At 68.1% G+C, this 13,301-nt stretch carries 14 protein-coding genes; 5 read left to right on the forward strand and 9 right to left on the reverse strand.

The annotated features are described in order from the left end of the window. Positions 1–2: 2 nt before the first annotated feature. On the forward strand, positions 3–1,403 hold the full coding sequence (locus tag DPR14_RS05220) for an NAD(P)(+) transhydrogenase (Re/Si-specific) subunit beta (protein WP_158044214.1): 1,401 nt from the start codon (positions 3–5) through the stop codon (positions 1,401–1,403). Between the two features lie 147 nt (positions 1,404–1,550). Further along, a complete protein-coding gene (locus DPR14_RS05225; protein WP_158044215.1) occupies positions 1,551–3,875 on the forward strand; it encodes a putative bifunctional diguanylate cyclase/phosphodiesterase in 2,325 nt (774 codons plus the stop codon). Positions 3,876–4,044: 169 nt separating this feature from the next. On the opposite strand, the gene rpsU is transcribed toward DPR14_RS05225, so the two are convergent. After that, complete coding sequence (gene rpsU, locus DPR14_RS05230) at positions 4,045–4,248, reverse strand: 30S ribosomal protein S21 (protein ID WP_012974546.1); 204 nt, start codon at positions 4,246–4,248, stop codon at positions 4,045–4,047. A gap of 191 nt (positions 4,249–4,439) precedes the next feature. Here rpsU and def point away from each other — a divergent pair, with 191 nt between their 5' ends. After that, complete coding sequence (def, locus tag DPR14_RS05235) at positions 4,440–5,048, forward strand: peptide deformylase (protein ID WP_158044216.1); 609 nt, start codon at positions 4,440–4,442, stop codon at positions 5,046–5,048. Between the two features lie 11 nt (positions 5,049–5,059). Beyond that, the gene (locus DPR14_RS05240) at positions 5,060–5,731 is read left to right on the forward strand and encodes a COQ9 family protein (RefSeq protein ID WP_158044217.1); all 672 of its coding nucleotides are present in this window, start codon (positions 5,060–5,062) and stop codon (positions 5,729–5,731) included. Positions 5,732–5,734: 3 nt separating this feature from the next. On the opposite strand, the gene DPR14_RS05245 is transcribed toward DPR14_RS05240, so the two are convergent. Further along, on the reverse strand, positions 5,735–6,679 hold the full coding sequence (locus tag DPR14_RS05245; RefSeq protein ID WP_158044218.1) for an NAD-dependent epimerase/dehydratase family protein: 945 nt from the start codon (positions 6,677–6,679) through the stop codon (positions 5,735–5,737). Between the two features lie 178 nt (positions 6,680–6,857). Here DPR14_RS05245 and DPR14_RS05250 point away from each other — a divergent pair, with 178 nt between their 5' ends. Next, complete coding sequence (locus DPR14_RS05250; RefSeq protein ID WP_158044219.1) at positions 6,858–7,139, forward strand: hypothetical protein; 282 nt, start codon at positions 6,858–6,860, stop codon at positions 7,137–7,139. On the opposite strand, the gene DPR14_RS05255 is transcribed toward DPR14_RS05250, so the two are convergent. From DPR14_RS05255 to DPR14_RS05285, 7 genes are all read right to left on the reverse strand, one after another. Then, positions 7,129–8,082, reverse strand: a complete 954-nt coding sequence (locus DPR14_RS05255) for a 3-hydroxyacyl-CoA dehydrogenase (protein WP_246148872.1) — start codon at positions 8,080–8,082, stop codon at positions 7,129–7,131. The genes DPR14_RS05250 and DPR14_RS05255 overlap by 11 nt on opposite strands. Before the next feature lie 246 nt (positions 8,083–8,328). After that, positions 8,329–9,270, reverse strand: coding sequence for a hydroxyacid dehydrogenase (locus DPR14_RS05260; RefSeq protein WP_192499292.1), 942 nt, complete (start codon positions 9,268–9,270; stop codon positions 8,329–8,331). A gap of 285 nt (positions 9,271–9,555) precedes the next feature. Then, positions 9,556–10,062 carry a hypothetical protein gene (locus DPR14_RS05265; RefSeq protein WP_158044221.1) on the reverse strand — a complete coding sequence of 169 codons (507 nt, stop codon included), beginning with the start codon at positions 10,060–10,062 and terminating at the stop codon, positions 9,556–9,558. Positions 10,063–10,093: 31 nt separating this feature from the next. Further along, positions 10,094–10,897, reverse strand: coding sequence for an anti-sigma factor family protein (locus tag DPR14_RS05270; protein ID WP_158044222.1), 804 nt, complete (start codon positions 10,895–10,897; stop codon positions 10,094–10,096). Beyond that, positions 10,894–11,421: a sigma-70 family RNA polymerase sigma factor gene (locus DPR14_RS05275; RefSeq protein ID WP_158044223.1), complete on the reverse strand. Its 528-nt coding sequence runs from the start codon at positions 11,419–11,421 to the stop codon at positions 10,894–10,896. Before DPR14_RS05275 ends, DPR14_RS05270 begins: the two co-directional genes overlap by 4 nt. Before the next feature lie 16 nt (positions 11,422–11,437). Further along, complete coding sequence (locus tag DPR14_RS05280) at positions 11,438–12,244, reverse strand: RNA polymerase factor sigma-32 (RefSeq protein WP_246148874.1); 807 nt, start codon at positions 12,242–12,244, stop codon at positions 11,438–11,440. A gap of 168 nt (positions 12,245–12,412) precedes the next feature. Then, positions 12,413–12,943 carry a hypothetical protein gene (locus DPR14_RS05285; RefSeq protein WP_158044225.1) on the reverse strand — a complete coding sequence of 177 codons (531 nt, stop codon included), beginning with the start codon at positions 12,941–12,943 and terminating at the stop codon, positions 12,413–12,415. Positions 12,944–13,301 lie beyond the last annotated feature (358 nt).

Consider the following 13,301-nt stretch of genomic DNA (forward strand, 5'->3'; position numbering starts at 1 on the left):
ACATGGCCACACTAGCCCCGCTGGCATACCTCGTCGCCGCCATCTGCTTCATCATGGCGCTGCGCGGCCTCTCCAGCCCCGAGACTTCCCGCCAGGGCAATAATTTCGGCATCGTCGGCATGGTGATCGCGATCGTCACCACGCTGATGCTGCCGGGGCTGATCTCCGGCCTGTCGATCACCCTGATCGTCATCGGATTGGCGATCGGCGGCACCATCGGGACCGTCATCGCCCGCCGGATCGAGATGACGGCCCTGCCGCAGCTGGTCGCCGCCTTCCACAGCCTGGTCGGCCTCGCCGCCGTGTTCGTCGCGGTCGCGGCGTTCTACGCGCCGGCGGCCTACGGCATCGGCATCCCCGGCGCCATCCGCACCGGCAGCCTGATCGAGATGGCGCTGGGCGTCGCGATCGGCGCCATCACCTTCACCGGCTCACTCGTGGCCTTCGCCAAGCTCCAGGGCCTGGTGTCGGGCAAGCCGCTGGTCTTCAACATGCAGCACATGCTGAACGCCGGGATCGGCGTCGTGCTGGTGCTGTGCATCGTCTGGCTGTGCGTGACCAACTCGACCGTGGCGCTCTGGATCATCGTGCTGCTGGCGCTGGCGCTGGGCTTCCTGCTGATCCTCCCGATCGGCGGCGCCGACATGCCGGTGGTGGTGTCGATGCTGAACAGCTATTCCGGCTGGGCGGCGGCCGGCATCGGCTTCACGCTGGAGAACAACCTGCTGATCATCACCGGCGCGCTGGTCGGGTCTTCCGGCGCCATCCTGTCCTACATCATGTGCAAGGGCATGAACCGGTCGATCTTCAACGTCATCCTGGGCGGCTTCGGCGGCGACAGCGCCGCGGCGGCTGCCGGCGGACCTGCGGGCGACCGGGCGGTCAAGGCCGGCTCGGCGGAGGACGCCGCCTTCATCATGAAGAACGCCTCCTCGGTCATCATCGTGCCGGGCTACGGCATGGCGGTGGCGCAGGCCCAGCACGCCCTCCGCGAGATGGGCGACATGCTGAAGCACGAGGGCGTCGAGGTCCGCTACGCGATCCACCCCGTCGCCGGCCGCATGCCCGGCCACATGAACGTGCTGCTTGCCGAGGCCAACGTGCCCTATGACGAGGTCTTCGAGCTGGAGGAGATCAACCGGGACTTCGGCCAGGCCGACGTGGCCTTCGTGATCGGCGCCAACGACGTGACCAACCCGGCCGCCAAGACCGACCCGACCTCGCCGATCTACGGCATGCCCATCCTGGACGTCGAGAAGGCCAAGACCGTTCTGTTCATCAAGCGGTCGATGGCCGCAGGGTATGCCGGAGTCGAGAACGAGCTGTTCTTCCGTCCCAACACCATGATGCTGTTCGGCGACGCCAAGAAAGTTACCGAGGAGGTCCTGAAGGCCCTGGACTAAGCTGTCCGGCACCCTCAAGGATAGACCAAAGGGCGGTGGCGCCGCGGGGCGCCACCGCCCTTTTCATGCCTGTCGTTCGACTTGCGTGCCGGCTCGATCGGCGTGCTATAGTTTTGTCCTGACGGCGGCCCGAGAGGGGAAAACACGATGCTCGCCTCTCTCCAGGACGCCGTCGGCCGGCGTAACGCGATCCTTCAGGCGATCGCCCACGGCGCCGCCGCGATGGTGGCCCTTCCGGACTGGCGGGCCGGGATCGACGATCTGCTCGGCCGGCTCGGTGTCGCCGCCGGCGTCAGCCGGGTCTACCTGTTCGAGGTCCACGAGGTGGCGGGGCAGGGGCTGGCGCAGACCTGCCGGCACGACTGGGCGGCCCCGGGGCTGGCGCCCCTGGTCGGCGATCCGCGCAACACCGACGAGAAGCTGGTCGGCGCCGACCCGACGCTGACGAACTGGACCGAGCGCCGCCGGCGCGGCGAGCTGATCCAGGGCCTGACCCGCGACCTGTCCGGATTCCTTCGGGAGGACTTCGAGTACCAGCGCATCCTCTCCTTCGTTTCGGTCCCGATTCTGGTGGACGGCGTCTGGTGGGGGCATCTCGGCTTCGACGACTGCGAGAGCGAGCGGGTGTGGTCCGAGCTTGAGCTGGACGTGCTGAAGACGGCCGCCGCCCTGATCGCCGGCGCGGTCGAGCGCAGCCGGGCCGCCGGCGTCCTGCGCACCAGCGAGGCGCTGAAGAGCGCCATGCTCGACACGGCGCTGGACTGCGTCATCACGATCGATGACGGCGGGCGGGTGGTGGAGTTCAACCGGGCGGCGGAACGCACTTTCGGCTGGCGCCGCGAAACGGTGATCGGGCTGTCGCTCGCCGAGGTGATCGTCCCGCCGGAAATGCGCGGTCCCCACGAGGCCGGGCTCGGCCGCTACCTGGCCTCGGGCGAGACCCGCGTCCTCGGGTCCAGGATCGAGGTCGAGGGCATGCGGTCCGACGGCAGCCGGATGCCGCTGGAGCTGGCGATCACCGAGGTGCCGACAGCGGAGGGCCGGTTCTTCACGGCCTATCTGCGCGACATCACCGAGCGTCGGCAGGCCCGCGCCCGGCTGGAACGCATGGCCTATTTCGATGCCGTGACGGGCCTGCCCAACCGCGCCCAGCTGCTGAAGCGGGTGGCGGAGCGTCAGGCGGCGTCCGGGTCGCCCTGGATCGTCGCGGTGGAACTGATGCGATTCGGCAGCTTGAAGACCGGCCTGGGCACCGCCTTCGCCGACACGCTCCTGTGCGCCCTGACCGCGAGGCTTGCGGATTGCCTGGACGGGGGCGCCGTGCTGGCCCGCACCGGCGACCGGCAGCTCGCGATCCTGGGGACCGGCAAAGGAGCCGAAGAGACCGCCCGCCGGCTCGACCAGGCCCTGTACGATTCGTTCCACCTGGACGGCAGGACGGTCTTCATGACGGCGAGCTGCGGAGTCGCCGCCGGCGAGGCCGAGCCCGAGGCGCTTCTGCGCAACGCCGAACTGGCCTGCGAGCGCGCGGTCGAGGCGGGCGGCGGGACCTGCCTGTACGACGAGACCATGCACGCCGCGCAGCTGGACCGGTTGAGCCTTGAAACCGACCTGCGCCGTGCGATCGACGACGGCGACCAGATCTGGGTCGCCTACCAGCCGATCGTGGCGTTGCCGGATGGCCGCCTCGCCGGGTTCGAGGCGCTGGTGCGTTGGGACCATCCGACCCGCGGCAGGGTGCCGCCCGGGATCTTCATCCCGATTGCCGAAGTAACCGGCTTGATCGTGCCGCTCGGCCGCCTGGTTTTGAACAGGGCGTGCCACCAGATGGTGCGCTGGACGGCGATGCGGGGGCAAGGCGCCGAGCCGCTGTTCATGAGCATCAACCTCTCCGCCCGGCAGCTCGGCGACCGCGACCTGCTGGATACGGTGGCGGAGGCGCTGGCGGAAAGCGGCGTCGATCCCGCTCAGGTCAAGCTGGAACTGACCGAGACCGCGGCCATGAGCCATGCCGGAGAAACCATCGGCCTGCTCTGGCAGCTGAAGGCGCTTGGATTGCGGCTGTCGATCGACGATTTCGGCACCGGCTACTCGTCGCTCAGCTATCTCCACCGGTTTCCGGTCGATTCGCTGAAGGTCGACCGAGAGCCGGGACATGGTCCGGATCATCGTCGATCTCGCCCATCTGCTGAAGCTGGAGGTCATCGCCGAAGGAATCGAAACGGCGGAGGACGCGAAGCTGCTGTCCGACATGGCCTGCGGCTTCGGCCAGGGCTACCTGTTCAGCGCGCCGCTGCCGCCGCAGGAGGCGGCCGGCTGGATCACCGCGCCCGGAAGTGCCGAGCGGGAGATATCGCTGACCTGATCAACCGTAGGTGGGCCTTCGCCCGTCAGGGCGAACGCCGACACCCTGCGTCAACGTTCCGGCCACGCTGTCGGCGTCGGCCTTCGGCCGAGGCCGACCTACGGTAATTCAATCAGAACCACTGCGCCGGGCCACTAGCCCGCCTACAAGACCCTACGATCGTAATTGGTGGCCGTAGGCCGTCAAAGCCGAAAACCGCCGCCGGACGATGCCGGGGCGGTTTTTGCAAGCTTGGTCTGGAGTCCGCAGTCTCGACGGGCGCGGACCGTCAGTCGATCAATAGCCTTCACGCTCCATGCGCTTGCGCAGCAGCTTGCGGGTGCGGCGGACGGCCTCCGCCTTCTCACGCGCACGCTTCTCCGAGGGCTTCTCGTAGTTGCGCCGCAGCTTCATTTCACGGAAAATCCCCTCGCGCTGCATCTTCTTCTTCAGCGCGCGCAGGGCCTGATCGACGTTGTTGTCACGAACCAGCACTTGCACGGTTTGGTGTCTCTCCAACAGTTGAATTCAAACGCACGATGCGCAAAGGGCACCCGTCCGACTTAGGTCGCGGGTTCTAGCATGCCGGGGAGCCCTTTCTCAAGGACTAAACGGTTGCCGACCGCATCCGTTCCGTCAAACCGGTGCGGCGCGGGCTTTGCTTCCGCAGCTTATACACCCATACTGGGGCCATGGCTATTCTGAAGATCGCCCGCATGGGGCATCCCGTCCTGCGCCGGGTCGCCGATCCCGTCGAGGACCCGTCCGACCCGGAAATCCAGCGCCTGATCGCCGACATGGCGGAGACCATGGCCGACGCATCGGGCGCCGGTCTGGCGGCGCCGCAGGTCCATGTGCCGAAAAGGATCATCCTGTTCATCGTACCGGCCGAGCGTGCGACGATGGAGGGGGAGGAGGACCGACCGCGCGGGCTGTCGGTGCTGATCAACCCGGTGATCGAACTGGTCGGCACCGACATGGTGCCGGGGTGGGAAGGCTGCCTGTCGATCCCGGGCCTGCGCGGCATCGTGCCGCGCCACGCCCATATCCGCTATCGCGGGCTGGACGCCGAGGGCCGGCCGGTGGAGCGCGAGGCCAGTGGATTCCATGCCCGCGTCGTCCAGCACGAACTGGACCATCTCGACGGCGTGCTCTATCCGGACAGGATGCCGGACTTGGCCCTGCTGACCTTCAACGAGGAAACCCGCTATTTTCCCGACGACCTGTCGGAGTTGGCTTTGCGGGGCCGCGACGCCACATCCTTGACTGAAACCACTGACGGGAACGGGACCCACGAATGAACGGGGCTGGAATGGAAGAAGAAGGGTTCGATCTCGACCGGATCAGGGACGAAATCCTCGAAGCGATGCTGCCCAACGTCATCTTCGACGGCTGGACCAACCAGTCCCTGCGCGACGCGGTCGCGCTGACCGGTCATGACGGCGGCACGGCGCAGCTGGCCTTTCCCGGCGGCATCCCGCAGATCGTCGGGCATTTCAGCGGCTGGGCCGACCGCAAGATGCTGGAGGAACTGGACAGGCACGATCTCGCCGCCATGAAGGTCCGCGACCGCATCACCCTGGCGGTCCGCGCCCGGCTGGAGGTGCTGGCGCTCCACGAGGAGGCGGTCCGGCGCGCCCTGACTTTCCTGGCCCTGCCGCAGAACACGGCGCTGGGCGGCAGGATCGTCTACCGCACGGTCGATGCCATGTGGTACGCGGCGGGCGACACCTCGACCGACCACAACTACTATACCAAGCGCGCCCTGCTGGCCGCCGTCCTGACCTCGACCACGCTCTACTGGCTGAACGATCAATCGGAGGGCAAGGCCGACACCTGGGCTTTCCTGGACCGCCGGATCGCAGACGTGATGCGGGTCGGGCGGACCACCGGCAGGGTGTCGGGCCTCGGCGGCATGCTTGCCAACCTGCCGTCGCCCTTCCGGTTCGCCCGGAACGTGCGCCGCCGGGCGTCCGGCTACTGACGCCTACTCGGCCGCGATGCCCCGGGAGACCTCCGCCAGGGTCTCCCGCAATCCCTCCGCGACGAGGGTGTCGGCGGTGAAGCCGAAGGCTTCCGCCGCCCGGCGCGGATCGCCCAGGGATTCGCGGATGTCCCCGGCGCGGGAGGGGCCGTGGGCGATGCGCGGCTCGACCCCGCCGATGCGCGAGATGATCCGCGCCAGTTCCAGCACCGTCGTCGGCCGGCCGGTGCAGACATTGTAGACGGCGCTGCCCTGCGGCTTGCCGTCCATCGCGGCCACCAGGTGCCGGACCACATCCGAGACATAGACGAAATCGCGGGTCTGGCCGCCGTCGCCGTTCACGGTGATCTCCCGGCGTCCGGCCACCCGGTCGGCGAAGATCGCGATCACCCCGGAATAGGGCGATTTCGGGTCCTGGCGCGGCCCGTAGACATTGAAGAAGCGGAATCCCGTGGACGGCACGCCGTGGACCCGCCACGCCACCCGGCCGTGAAGCTCGCAGCCCAGCTTGTCCGCGCCATAGGCCGACAGGGGGGCGGTCGCCGCGGTCTCGGCCAGCGGCATGTCCGGATTGTCGCCATAGACCGCCGCCGATGAGGCGTAGACGACCGGCACGGGGCCGCACGGGTTGCAGGCCCGGGCGGCGTCGAACACGGCGACGGTGCCGGTCAGGTTGATCCGGTGGGTGCCCAGCCAGTCCTCGTTGCCGCGCTGGACCGAGGCGACGGCCGCCAGGTGGAAGCATCCGTCCACGCCGGCCATGGCCCGGGACACCGCCGCGGCATCCGCCACGTCGCCGACCATCAGCCCGACGCCCGGCGGCAGGTTGGACCGCCGCCCCGTGGACAGATCGTCGAGCACCCGCACGCGGTCGCCGCGCGCGACCAGAGCGTCCACCAGATGCGAGCCGATGAAGCCGCAACCACCGGTAACCAGCCAGAAAGCCATGGAATTCCCCAGAACGTACAAACCGGGGAAAACGATCGGCATGCCGCCGGGTTGCCTCGGATGCCGCCGTGCAGAAGCATTGCTTCGAAAGGACGCCCCTGCCGGCAAAGCGGCAGCCATCCGGCGGCTGGCGGGTTATAAGGGGACTGAAGCCCCAACCGCTGGAGGAGAGATCGTCGTGGAAGAAACGAAAGTCACGGCCGCCCTGCCGACTGCGACCGTCGAGATGACGGTCCGCGAGCATCGGGACGGCGGATCGGAAGTGATGACCATCAGCATCCGTGCCACCCCGTCGTTCCAGTCGATCGGCGAGGCGTTCCGGCCGGCGGCCCTGATGTGGGCCAACCCGGTCGGGCTGTGGATGCAGATGGCCGCGCTGGCATGGCAGCCCTGGCTCGACCTCGCCGGAAGTGCCGCCGCCCGCCAACTGCCGAAGCCGGACGGTCCCGCTACTCGGTGATGGCCTTGCCGGCCTGGGCCTTGTGCGCGGCCAGGGCCATCAGCCGACGGTCGCGCCAGTCCTGCCGGGCCTGGAGCCGGTCTTCCGACAGCAGCAGGCGGCGCTGCCGCTCGATCCTGCCGGTGGTGTTCTGGTCCCACGCCCTCGGTTCCGCCTGGCTCTGCGCCAGCTCGTAATACATCTGCCCGTAGCGCGAGATGTAATCGACGATGCCGCCCGGCGCGTTCAGGTCGATCGTCTCGAACGGGCCCATGAAGGACCAGCGCAGGCCCAGGCCTTCGCGAATGGTCTTGTCCACGTCATCGACGGTGACCACGCCGTCCTGGACCAGCTTGAACGCCTCGTTCAGCAGCGCCCCTTGCAGCCGGTTCAGCACGAAGCCGGGGATCTCGCGCGTGGTGCGGACCGGCTCCTGCCCGAGGGCCGTCATCAACGCCTGGGTCCGCAGGACGACCTCCTCGTCGGTCCAGGGGGCGGGGATCAGCTCGACCAGGGGAATCAGGTAGGTGGGATTGACGGGATGGGCCACGAGGCAGCGCGCGCGGCCCGCCAGGTGCTCGGTGAAACTGGAAGCCGGCAGCCCCGACGAGGAGCTGGCGATCGCCGCCTCGGGCTCGGCCAGGCGGTCCAGTTCCGAGAACAGCTCGCGCTTCACGTCCACCTGCTCGACGACGCATTCCTGCACGTGGCTGGCTCCGCCGACGGCCTCCGCCAGGTCGGAACTCGGTTCGATCCGCTCCAGCAGCCGGTCCGGCTCGACCGCGATCAGGCCGAAATTGAACAGGTCGCGCAGGTTGCCTTCGATGACCTTCATCGCCAGGGGCAGGGCTTCGGGATTGCTGTCGAAAAGGGCAACCCGGCGGTTGGCGCGGGCGCAGACGATCGCCCAGCCGCGTCCCACCAGTCCGGCGCCGACAACGGCGATCTTGTCCACCATGGCCATGGGGTTTCTCCACTTTCTTCGGTATCTAGCGGATCAGTTACTGGATCCTCTTTCCCGCGCCGGAAGGGATCGGGAAGAGCGTCTGGCTGCGCGACCCTAGGCCCTCGGACAACCCGAATCGAGTCCGAAACGATCTATATCTCATATATTTCGTTTCTACTTTGAAATGAAGTTGAGAGTAGTCATCGGGACTGCTTTCCCGACCTGATCCGGTGCCCGTCGCCATGGGGAGCGGCCATGCCGAGTTCAGGCGACACGGTGTCGCGGCGCGTCGCCCGCCAGCACGGCGGCGACTTCCGAGACGACGTCCATGCCCATCCGCTCCATCGCCTCCGCGGTGGCGGCCCCGATATGCGGCGTGGCGACGAAGTTGGGCAGGGACAGCAGGGGATGGCCGCGGGGCGGCGGTTCCTCCAGGAAGACATCCGTGGCCGCACCGGAGATGGTGCCGCCGGACAGCGCGTCGTGCAGCGCCGCCTCGTCCACGATGCCGCCGCGCGACAGGTTCAGGACCATGGCCTCTGGACGCATCAGGGCCAGCCGGCGCGCATCGATCAGCTTCTCGGTGTCTCGGCTCAGGGGAATGTGCAGGGTCAGCAGGTCGACGCGGGGCAGCAATTCCTCGAGGGTGGCGCAGCGCTCGGCGCCGGCTTTCCGGAAGGCGTCCGGGGGCGCGAACGGATCATATGCCAGGATCGGGGCGCCGAAGGCCGATCTGAACAATGCCGCGGTGCGCCGTCCGATGCTGCCCATGCCGACCACCCCGACGGTCCTGCCGGTCAGTTCGATCCCGCGGGGCGGCGGCCCGGCCAGACTGCCGTCCCGCAGCATCCGGTCCAGCTGGGCGATCCGGCGCGCCACGGAGAGCGCCAGGCCGACCGAAAGTTCGGCCACCGCGTTGGCATTGGCGCCGGGGGTGCTGACGACAACCACGCCGCGTTCGCGGGCGGCGTCCAGATCGATGTTGTCGACGCCCACGCCGTGCTTGCCGATCACCTTCAGCCGGGGAGCCGCCGCGATCAGCTCGCGCGGGATCTTGCCCGTCCGGACGATCAGGCCGTCCGCATCCTCGTGCCACCGCGTGTTGGCAGGGTCGTCCGCGTCGATCACGTCGCAACTTTGTCTCAGGGTCGCGATCGCGCTCGAAGCGATCGGTTCCAGCACATAGACGAGAGGGCGTTCCACCATGTCAGTTTCGCATACCTGTCTTCTTCGCCCGGCCATCGGGATGCCCGATGCGGCATCCCTTTCGCGCCAAGCCCCATCAACGCCATGGCTACCGCCGCCGGGTCACCGCCGGGGTAGACCGCCCCCGGGTAGACCGCTCCTGGGGTAGACCGAAGGTAACGGTCTACGGACGCGGAGGTTCATGCCTGTCCGGCACGGCTCCTGAAGCCAGCGCGACAAGTATGGCGGACTGTGGAAAAATCCATGGAAAATGGGCGGACCCCGGCGGGCATCTGCCGGATTCTCCTATCGGTTCTCTCTTTCGAGGTAACTCCCCTCGGTGCGCAGGCCGACGCTGAACTCGTGAACCGCCCGGTCGCGCCGGTATCGCACCGTCGTCAGTTCGCCGTCGCGGCACCTGAGATCGATCTGCTGAGGCACCAGCCCCTCCTCGCCGAAGGTCCGCGGCAGTTCGACCACGTTCCCGATCCTGACGACGACGGCACCAATGCCGCGGCTTTCCGGCACTCCGGCGGCGCGGAACCGCAGCGTCACGGCGCCGCCCGCCCCCGGCAGGTCGATCGGGCCGAAGCTGACCGGCGGCGTACCGACTCCTTCCCTCAGGAGTTCCAGCGGGATTTCGAGGTTGGCGATGCCGAAGCCGCGGCAGCCCGCCAGGGTGATCGCGACCGGCTGGGCCGAATGGAGATGGGCCGACAGGAAATATCCCGCAGTGCCCGTCACCGCCCCGAGCGGGACGAGCAATGCTGCCGCCATTCCGCGGTTCAGGCCGCGTCCGGTGATCCTGCGCATCGGATCGGCCTGCCTGCGGGAGGCCGGCCGCTCAATAGTGGCGGTCCTGGTACGGCTGCGCCCGGGTCAATTGGGCGACGATGGCCTCCAGCTGGGTCTCGCTCGTGTCGGCGACGATGACGTAGCTCTGCTCGCCATTGCTCCAGTAGCCGACCCGCACGCCCCCGACCTCCGCCATATGCAGGCCGTCGGCGGGGCCGTCGTTGCGCGGCGACAGGCAGATGGTCAGCCGGTGACCTTCCCTGTCCTCATAGACGAGGCCGGCCAGGGGATGCTCCAGGCCCCCCATCACCCTGCCGCCGACCAGCTTCAGCCCGATCGGCGACAGTTCGGGGATATCGATCTGCTCGCCCAGGCGGGCGGACAGCAGCCGGGCCAGGTCCGCGCCCGTCGGGCTCGCGGTTCCGACTTGCGGAACGGGACCTTCGGCGAAGACCAGGTGGGCGCCGGTAGCCTCGACCACATATGTCGGCAGGCGGTCCGCGGCGACGTGATGATACAGCTCGTTGGTGGTCCAGCCCGCCGCGACGAGAGCCACGATCGCCGCCGCCTGCCTCAACCAGGCCATGGGACGCCGGCCCAGCGACCGGTGCAGGCGGGTGCCGAGTTCGTCGGCCAGTTTCCGGGCCAGTTCGCGGGTATGCTCGGGATCGGAGTCGTGAGCCATATCGGCGGCCCCGATCGCCGTCAGAAGCTTCTGCTCGGCATAATCGTGCAGCCGCCTCCGGGCATCCGGGTCGAACTCGAGCCATGCCAGCACGATGGCTTCCTGCTCCGCCGCCAGCTGGCCGTCGAGGAACGCATGAAGGTCATTCTCGTCGATTTCGATCGTCATTCCGACCCCCCGACCAGGCGGAGCTTCGGCCGCTTGGCCTGATTGAGCATGGAGCGCAGTGCCGCGCGGCCGCGACCGAGCCGCGACATGAATGTTCCGATCGGGACGCCCAGGCGCTTGGCCGCCTCCTCGTACTTCAGTTCCTCCGTGGCGATCAACGTCACGGCGCGGCGCTGGTCCTCCGGCAGCTGGGACAGCGCGGCCATGACATCCTTCACCTCCAGGTGGCGGTGCTGGGCCGGCTCGGCCACGGTCTCCAGGCCGGCTGCCTCGGCGTCGGCCTTGACCGCGTTCTCCAGCGTCCGGCGCCGGAGACCGCTGACATGGACATTGTGCAGGATACGGAACAGCCACACGCGCAGGTCCGCATCCGGCCGGAAAGTGTCGGCCCCGGCGATCGCCTTCGAGAGGCATTCCTGCACCAGATCCTCCGCCTCGTCCGTATTGCGGGTGAGCGCGATGGCGTATCGGCGCAGGCTGGCGATATGGGTCGCCATCTCCTCCTTGAGCTTGCCGTGGGGCATGGTCTCCGGCGTCCCGTCAGGCCAGCGCGAGGGCGGGCATGCGCCGCCCGCCGGTCATCATGCGCTGAAGCTTCTCGACCGCCCGCGCCTCGATCTGGCGCACCCGCTCGCGGCTGATGCCGAACTGGCGTGACAGGTCCTCCAGGGTCAGCGGTTCCTCGGTCAGGCGGCGGGCCGCCAGGATGGAGCGCTCGCGCTCCTGCAACTGCTCCATCGCCCGCTTCAACTGCTTCCTCCTGCGTTCCATTTCCTGGCGCTGGGCCAGCAACTCCTCCTGCGTCTCCGACGGATCGACCAGCCAGTCCTGGGCCTGGCCGTCCTCCATGCCGGGCAGCGGCAGGTTGAGCGACTGGTCGGGGCCGGCCAGCCGGCCGTTCATGCCGGTCACGTCGGCGACCGGGACCTTCAGGGTCTCCGAGAGCTGCCGGGCCTCCTCGGGGCTCAGGTCGCCTTCCTGCAGCAGGTTCATGGCGCTCTTCGCCCGGCGCAGGCTGAAGAACAGCTTCTTCTCCGCCCCGGTGGTGCCCATTCTTACCATCGACCAGGATCGCAGGATATACTCCTGCATCGCCGCCCGGATCCACCACAGGGCGTAGGTGGTGAATCGGTACCCCCTGTCCGGGTCGAAGCCGTTCAGCGCCTGGACCATGCCCATGTTGCCTTCGGCGATCATGTCGGACATGGGCAGGCCGTAGCCGGCATAACCGCGGGCGACCTTCGCGACCAGGCGGAGATGGCTGCCGATCAGGCGTTCGGCCGCATCCGGGCAACGACGGTCACGCCAGGCCCGCGCAAGTTCCTGCTCCTCTGCCGCCTCGAGCATTGGATACTCGCGAATCCGGGAGAGATAACGCGTTAGATCTGTCCGGCTTGGCGAAGGCTGCATCCAAGTGCTCCCGTGTTCTCTGTATGTCTTTCGGTTGATCAGTTCGATCGGCTGCGTTTTGTCTAATTACGCGGGGGCCGCGGTTTTCATCCCGATTTTTTCTGATCATTTTGCGGCGTAGTACGAATCCTGGTCTGCGCCCTCGGCGACCATGGTCTGGACGACGGGAAAATCCTTCGTCCTGCCGCTCCTGCTGACGTACTGGACATGCGCGACGACATCGTTCCGGCAGTGCAGCAGGATGCGTCGGGGCGGGTCTTCGGGGTCGCCGGCATGGACCGGCAGGTGAAGCACGTCGTTCACCCGGCTGACGGTCGCCGCGTCCCCCTGGGCGTCGGCGCTGAACCGCAGCCTCACCACGTCGGAGGTTCCCTGGTGGCGGAACGGTCCGAGCCAGACCGGCACCCTGTGGGCGGTGCCGGACTCCAGGGACGCCCGCGTGACGTCGAACAGCGGGGCGGGCAGGGAGAAGCTGACCGTCTGCTTCGGAAGGCCGCAGGCGATCTGCGCCACCTCGACCGGCTGCGGTGCCGAGCGGCCCGCCAGGAACCCGGCTCCCGCCGGCACGATCGCGGTGACCGCCACGATCGCGACGATCCGCCCCCTTTTCAAAGTCCACCACTTCTCCTGCCGCACCGCGCTCTCCCGAGGCCACCAGCCCGTTTCGCGACGATTACGCGGAAGGAAGCGGTTTAATCCGGGGAACCCGGGATCCGGTTCTTTCTTTCGCCGCAGATGGACGGGGATGGAAGCAAGCCCAAGCGCAGGTCGGCCATCGCCGCCGGGCGAGCGCCGACACCGGGCTCCAACGTTCCCGCATGCCGTCGGCGTTGTCCCCGCGTGCCGGGGCCGTCCTGCTCCCCCCGCCTCGCATGCCGCTGTCCACGACCGCTCAGCGTCATCTTGACCCCCGGTCTCCGCCTGCCTAAACTCCCGGCATCATGTTGGGCTTGACGCATATGGCCGCCCTGCGGCCCCGGCGAATTAGCAACCC

The sequence above is a fragment of the Skermanella pratensis genome (assembly GCF_008843145.1).
Taxonomy (GTDB): domain Bacteria; phylum Pseudomonadota; class Alphaproteobacteria; order Azospirillales; family Azospirillaceae; genus Skermanella; species Skermanella pratensis.

What these genes read in the sequence shown, in the direction of transcription:
- DPR14_RS05240 (WP_158044217.1), top strand. Translation starts at nt 5,060, where the DNA reads ATGGAAGAAGAAGGGTTCGATCTCGACCGGATCAGGGACGAAATCCTC.
- DPR14_RS05280 (WP_246148874.1), bottom strand. Translation starts at nt 12,244, where the DNA reads ATGCTCGAGGCGGCAGAGGAGCAGGAACTTGCGCGGGCCTGGCGTGAC.
- def (WP_158044216.1), top strand. Translation starts at nt 4,440, where the DNA reads ATGGCTATTCTGAAGATCGCCCGCATGGGGCATCCCGTCCTGCGCCGG.
- DPR14_RS05260 (WP_192499292.1), bottom strand. Translation starts at nt 9,270, where the DNA reads ATGGTGGAACGCCCTCTCGTCTATGTGCTGGAACCGATCGCTTCGAGC.
- DPR14_RS05255 (WP_246148872.1), bottom strand. Translation starts at nt 8,082, where the DNA reads ATGGCCATGGTGGACAAGATCGCCGTTGTCGGCGCCGGACTGGTGGGA.
- DPR14_RS05265 (WP_158044221.1), bottom strand. Translation starts at nt 10,062, where the DNA reads ATGCGCAGGATCACCGGACGCGGCCTGAACCGCGGAATGGCGGCAGCA.
- DPR14_RS05220 (WP_158044214.1), top strand. Translation starts at nt 3, where the DNA reads ATGGCCACACTAGCCCCGCTGGCATACCTCGTCGCCGCCATCTGCTTC.
- DPR14_RS05245 (WP_158044218.1), bottom strand. Translation starts at nt 6,679, where the DNA reads ATGGCTTTCTGGCTGGTTACCGGTGGTTGCGGCTTCATCGGCTCGCAT.
- DPR14_RS05275 (WP_158044223.1), bottom strand. Translation starts at nt 11,421, where the DNA reads ATGCCCCACGGCAAGCTCAAGGAGGAGATGGCGACCCATATCGCCAGC.
- DPR14_RS05270 (WP_158044222.1), bottom strand. Translation starts at nt 10,897, where the DNA reads ATGACGATCGAAATCGACGAGAATGACCTTCATGCGTTCCTCGACGGC.
- DPR14_RS05225 (WP_158044215.1), top strand. Translation starts at nt 1,551, where the DNA reads ATGCTCGCCTCTCTCCAGGACGCCGTCGGCCGGCGTAACGCGATCCTT.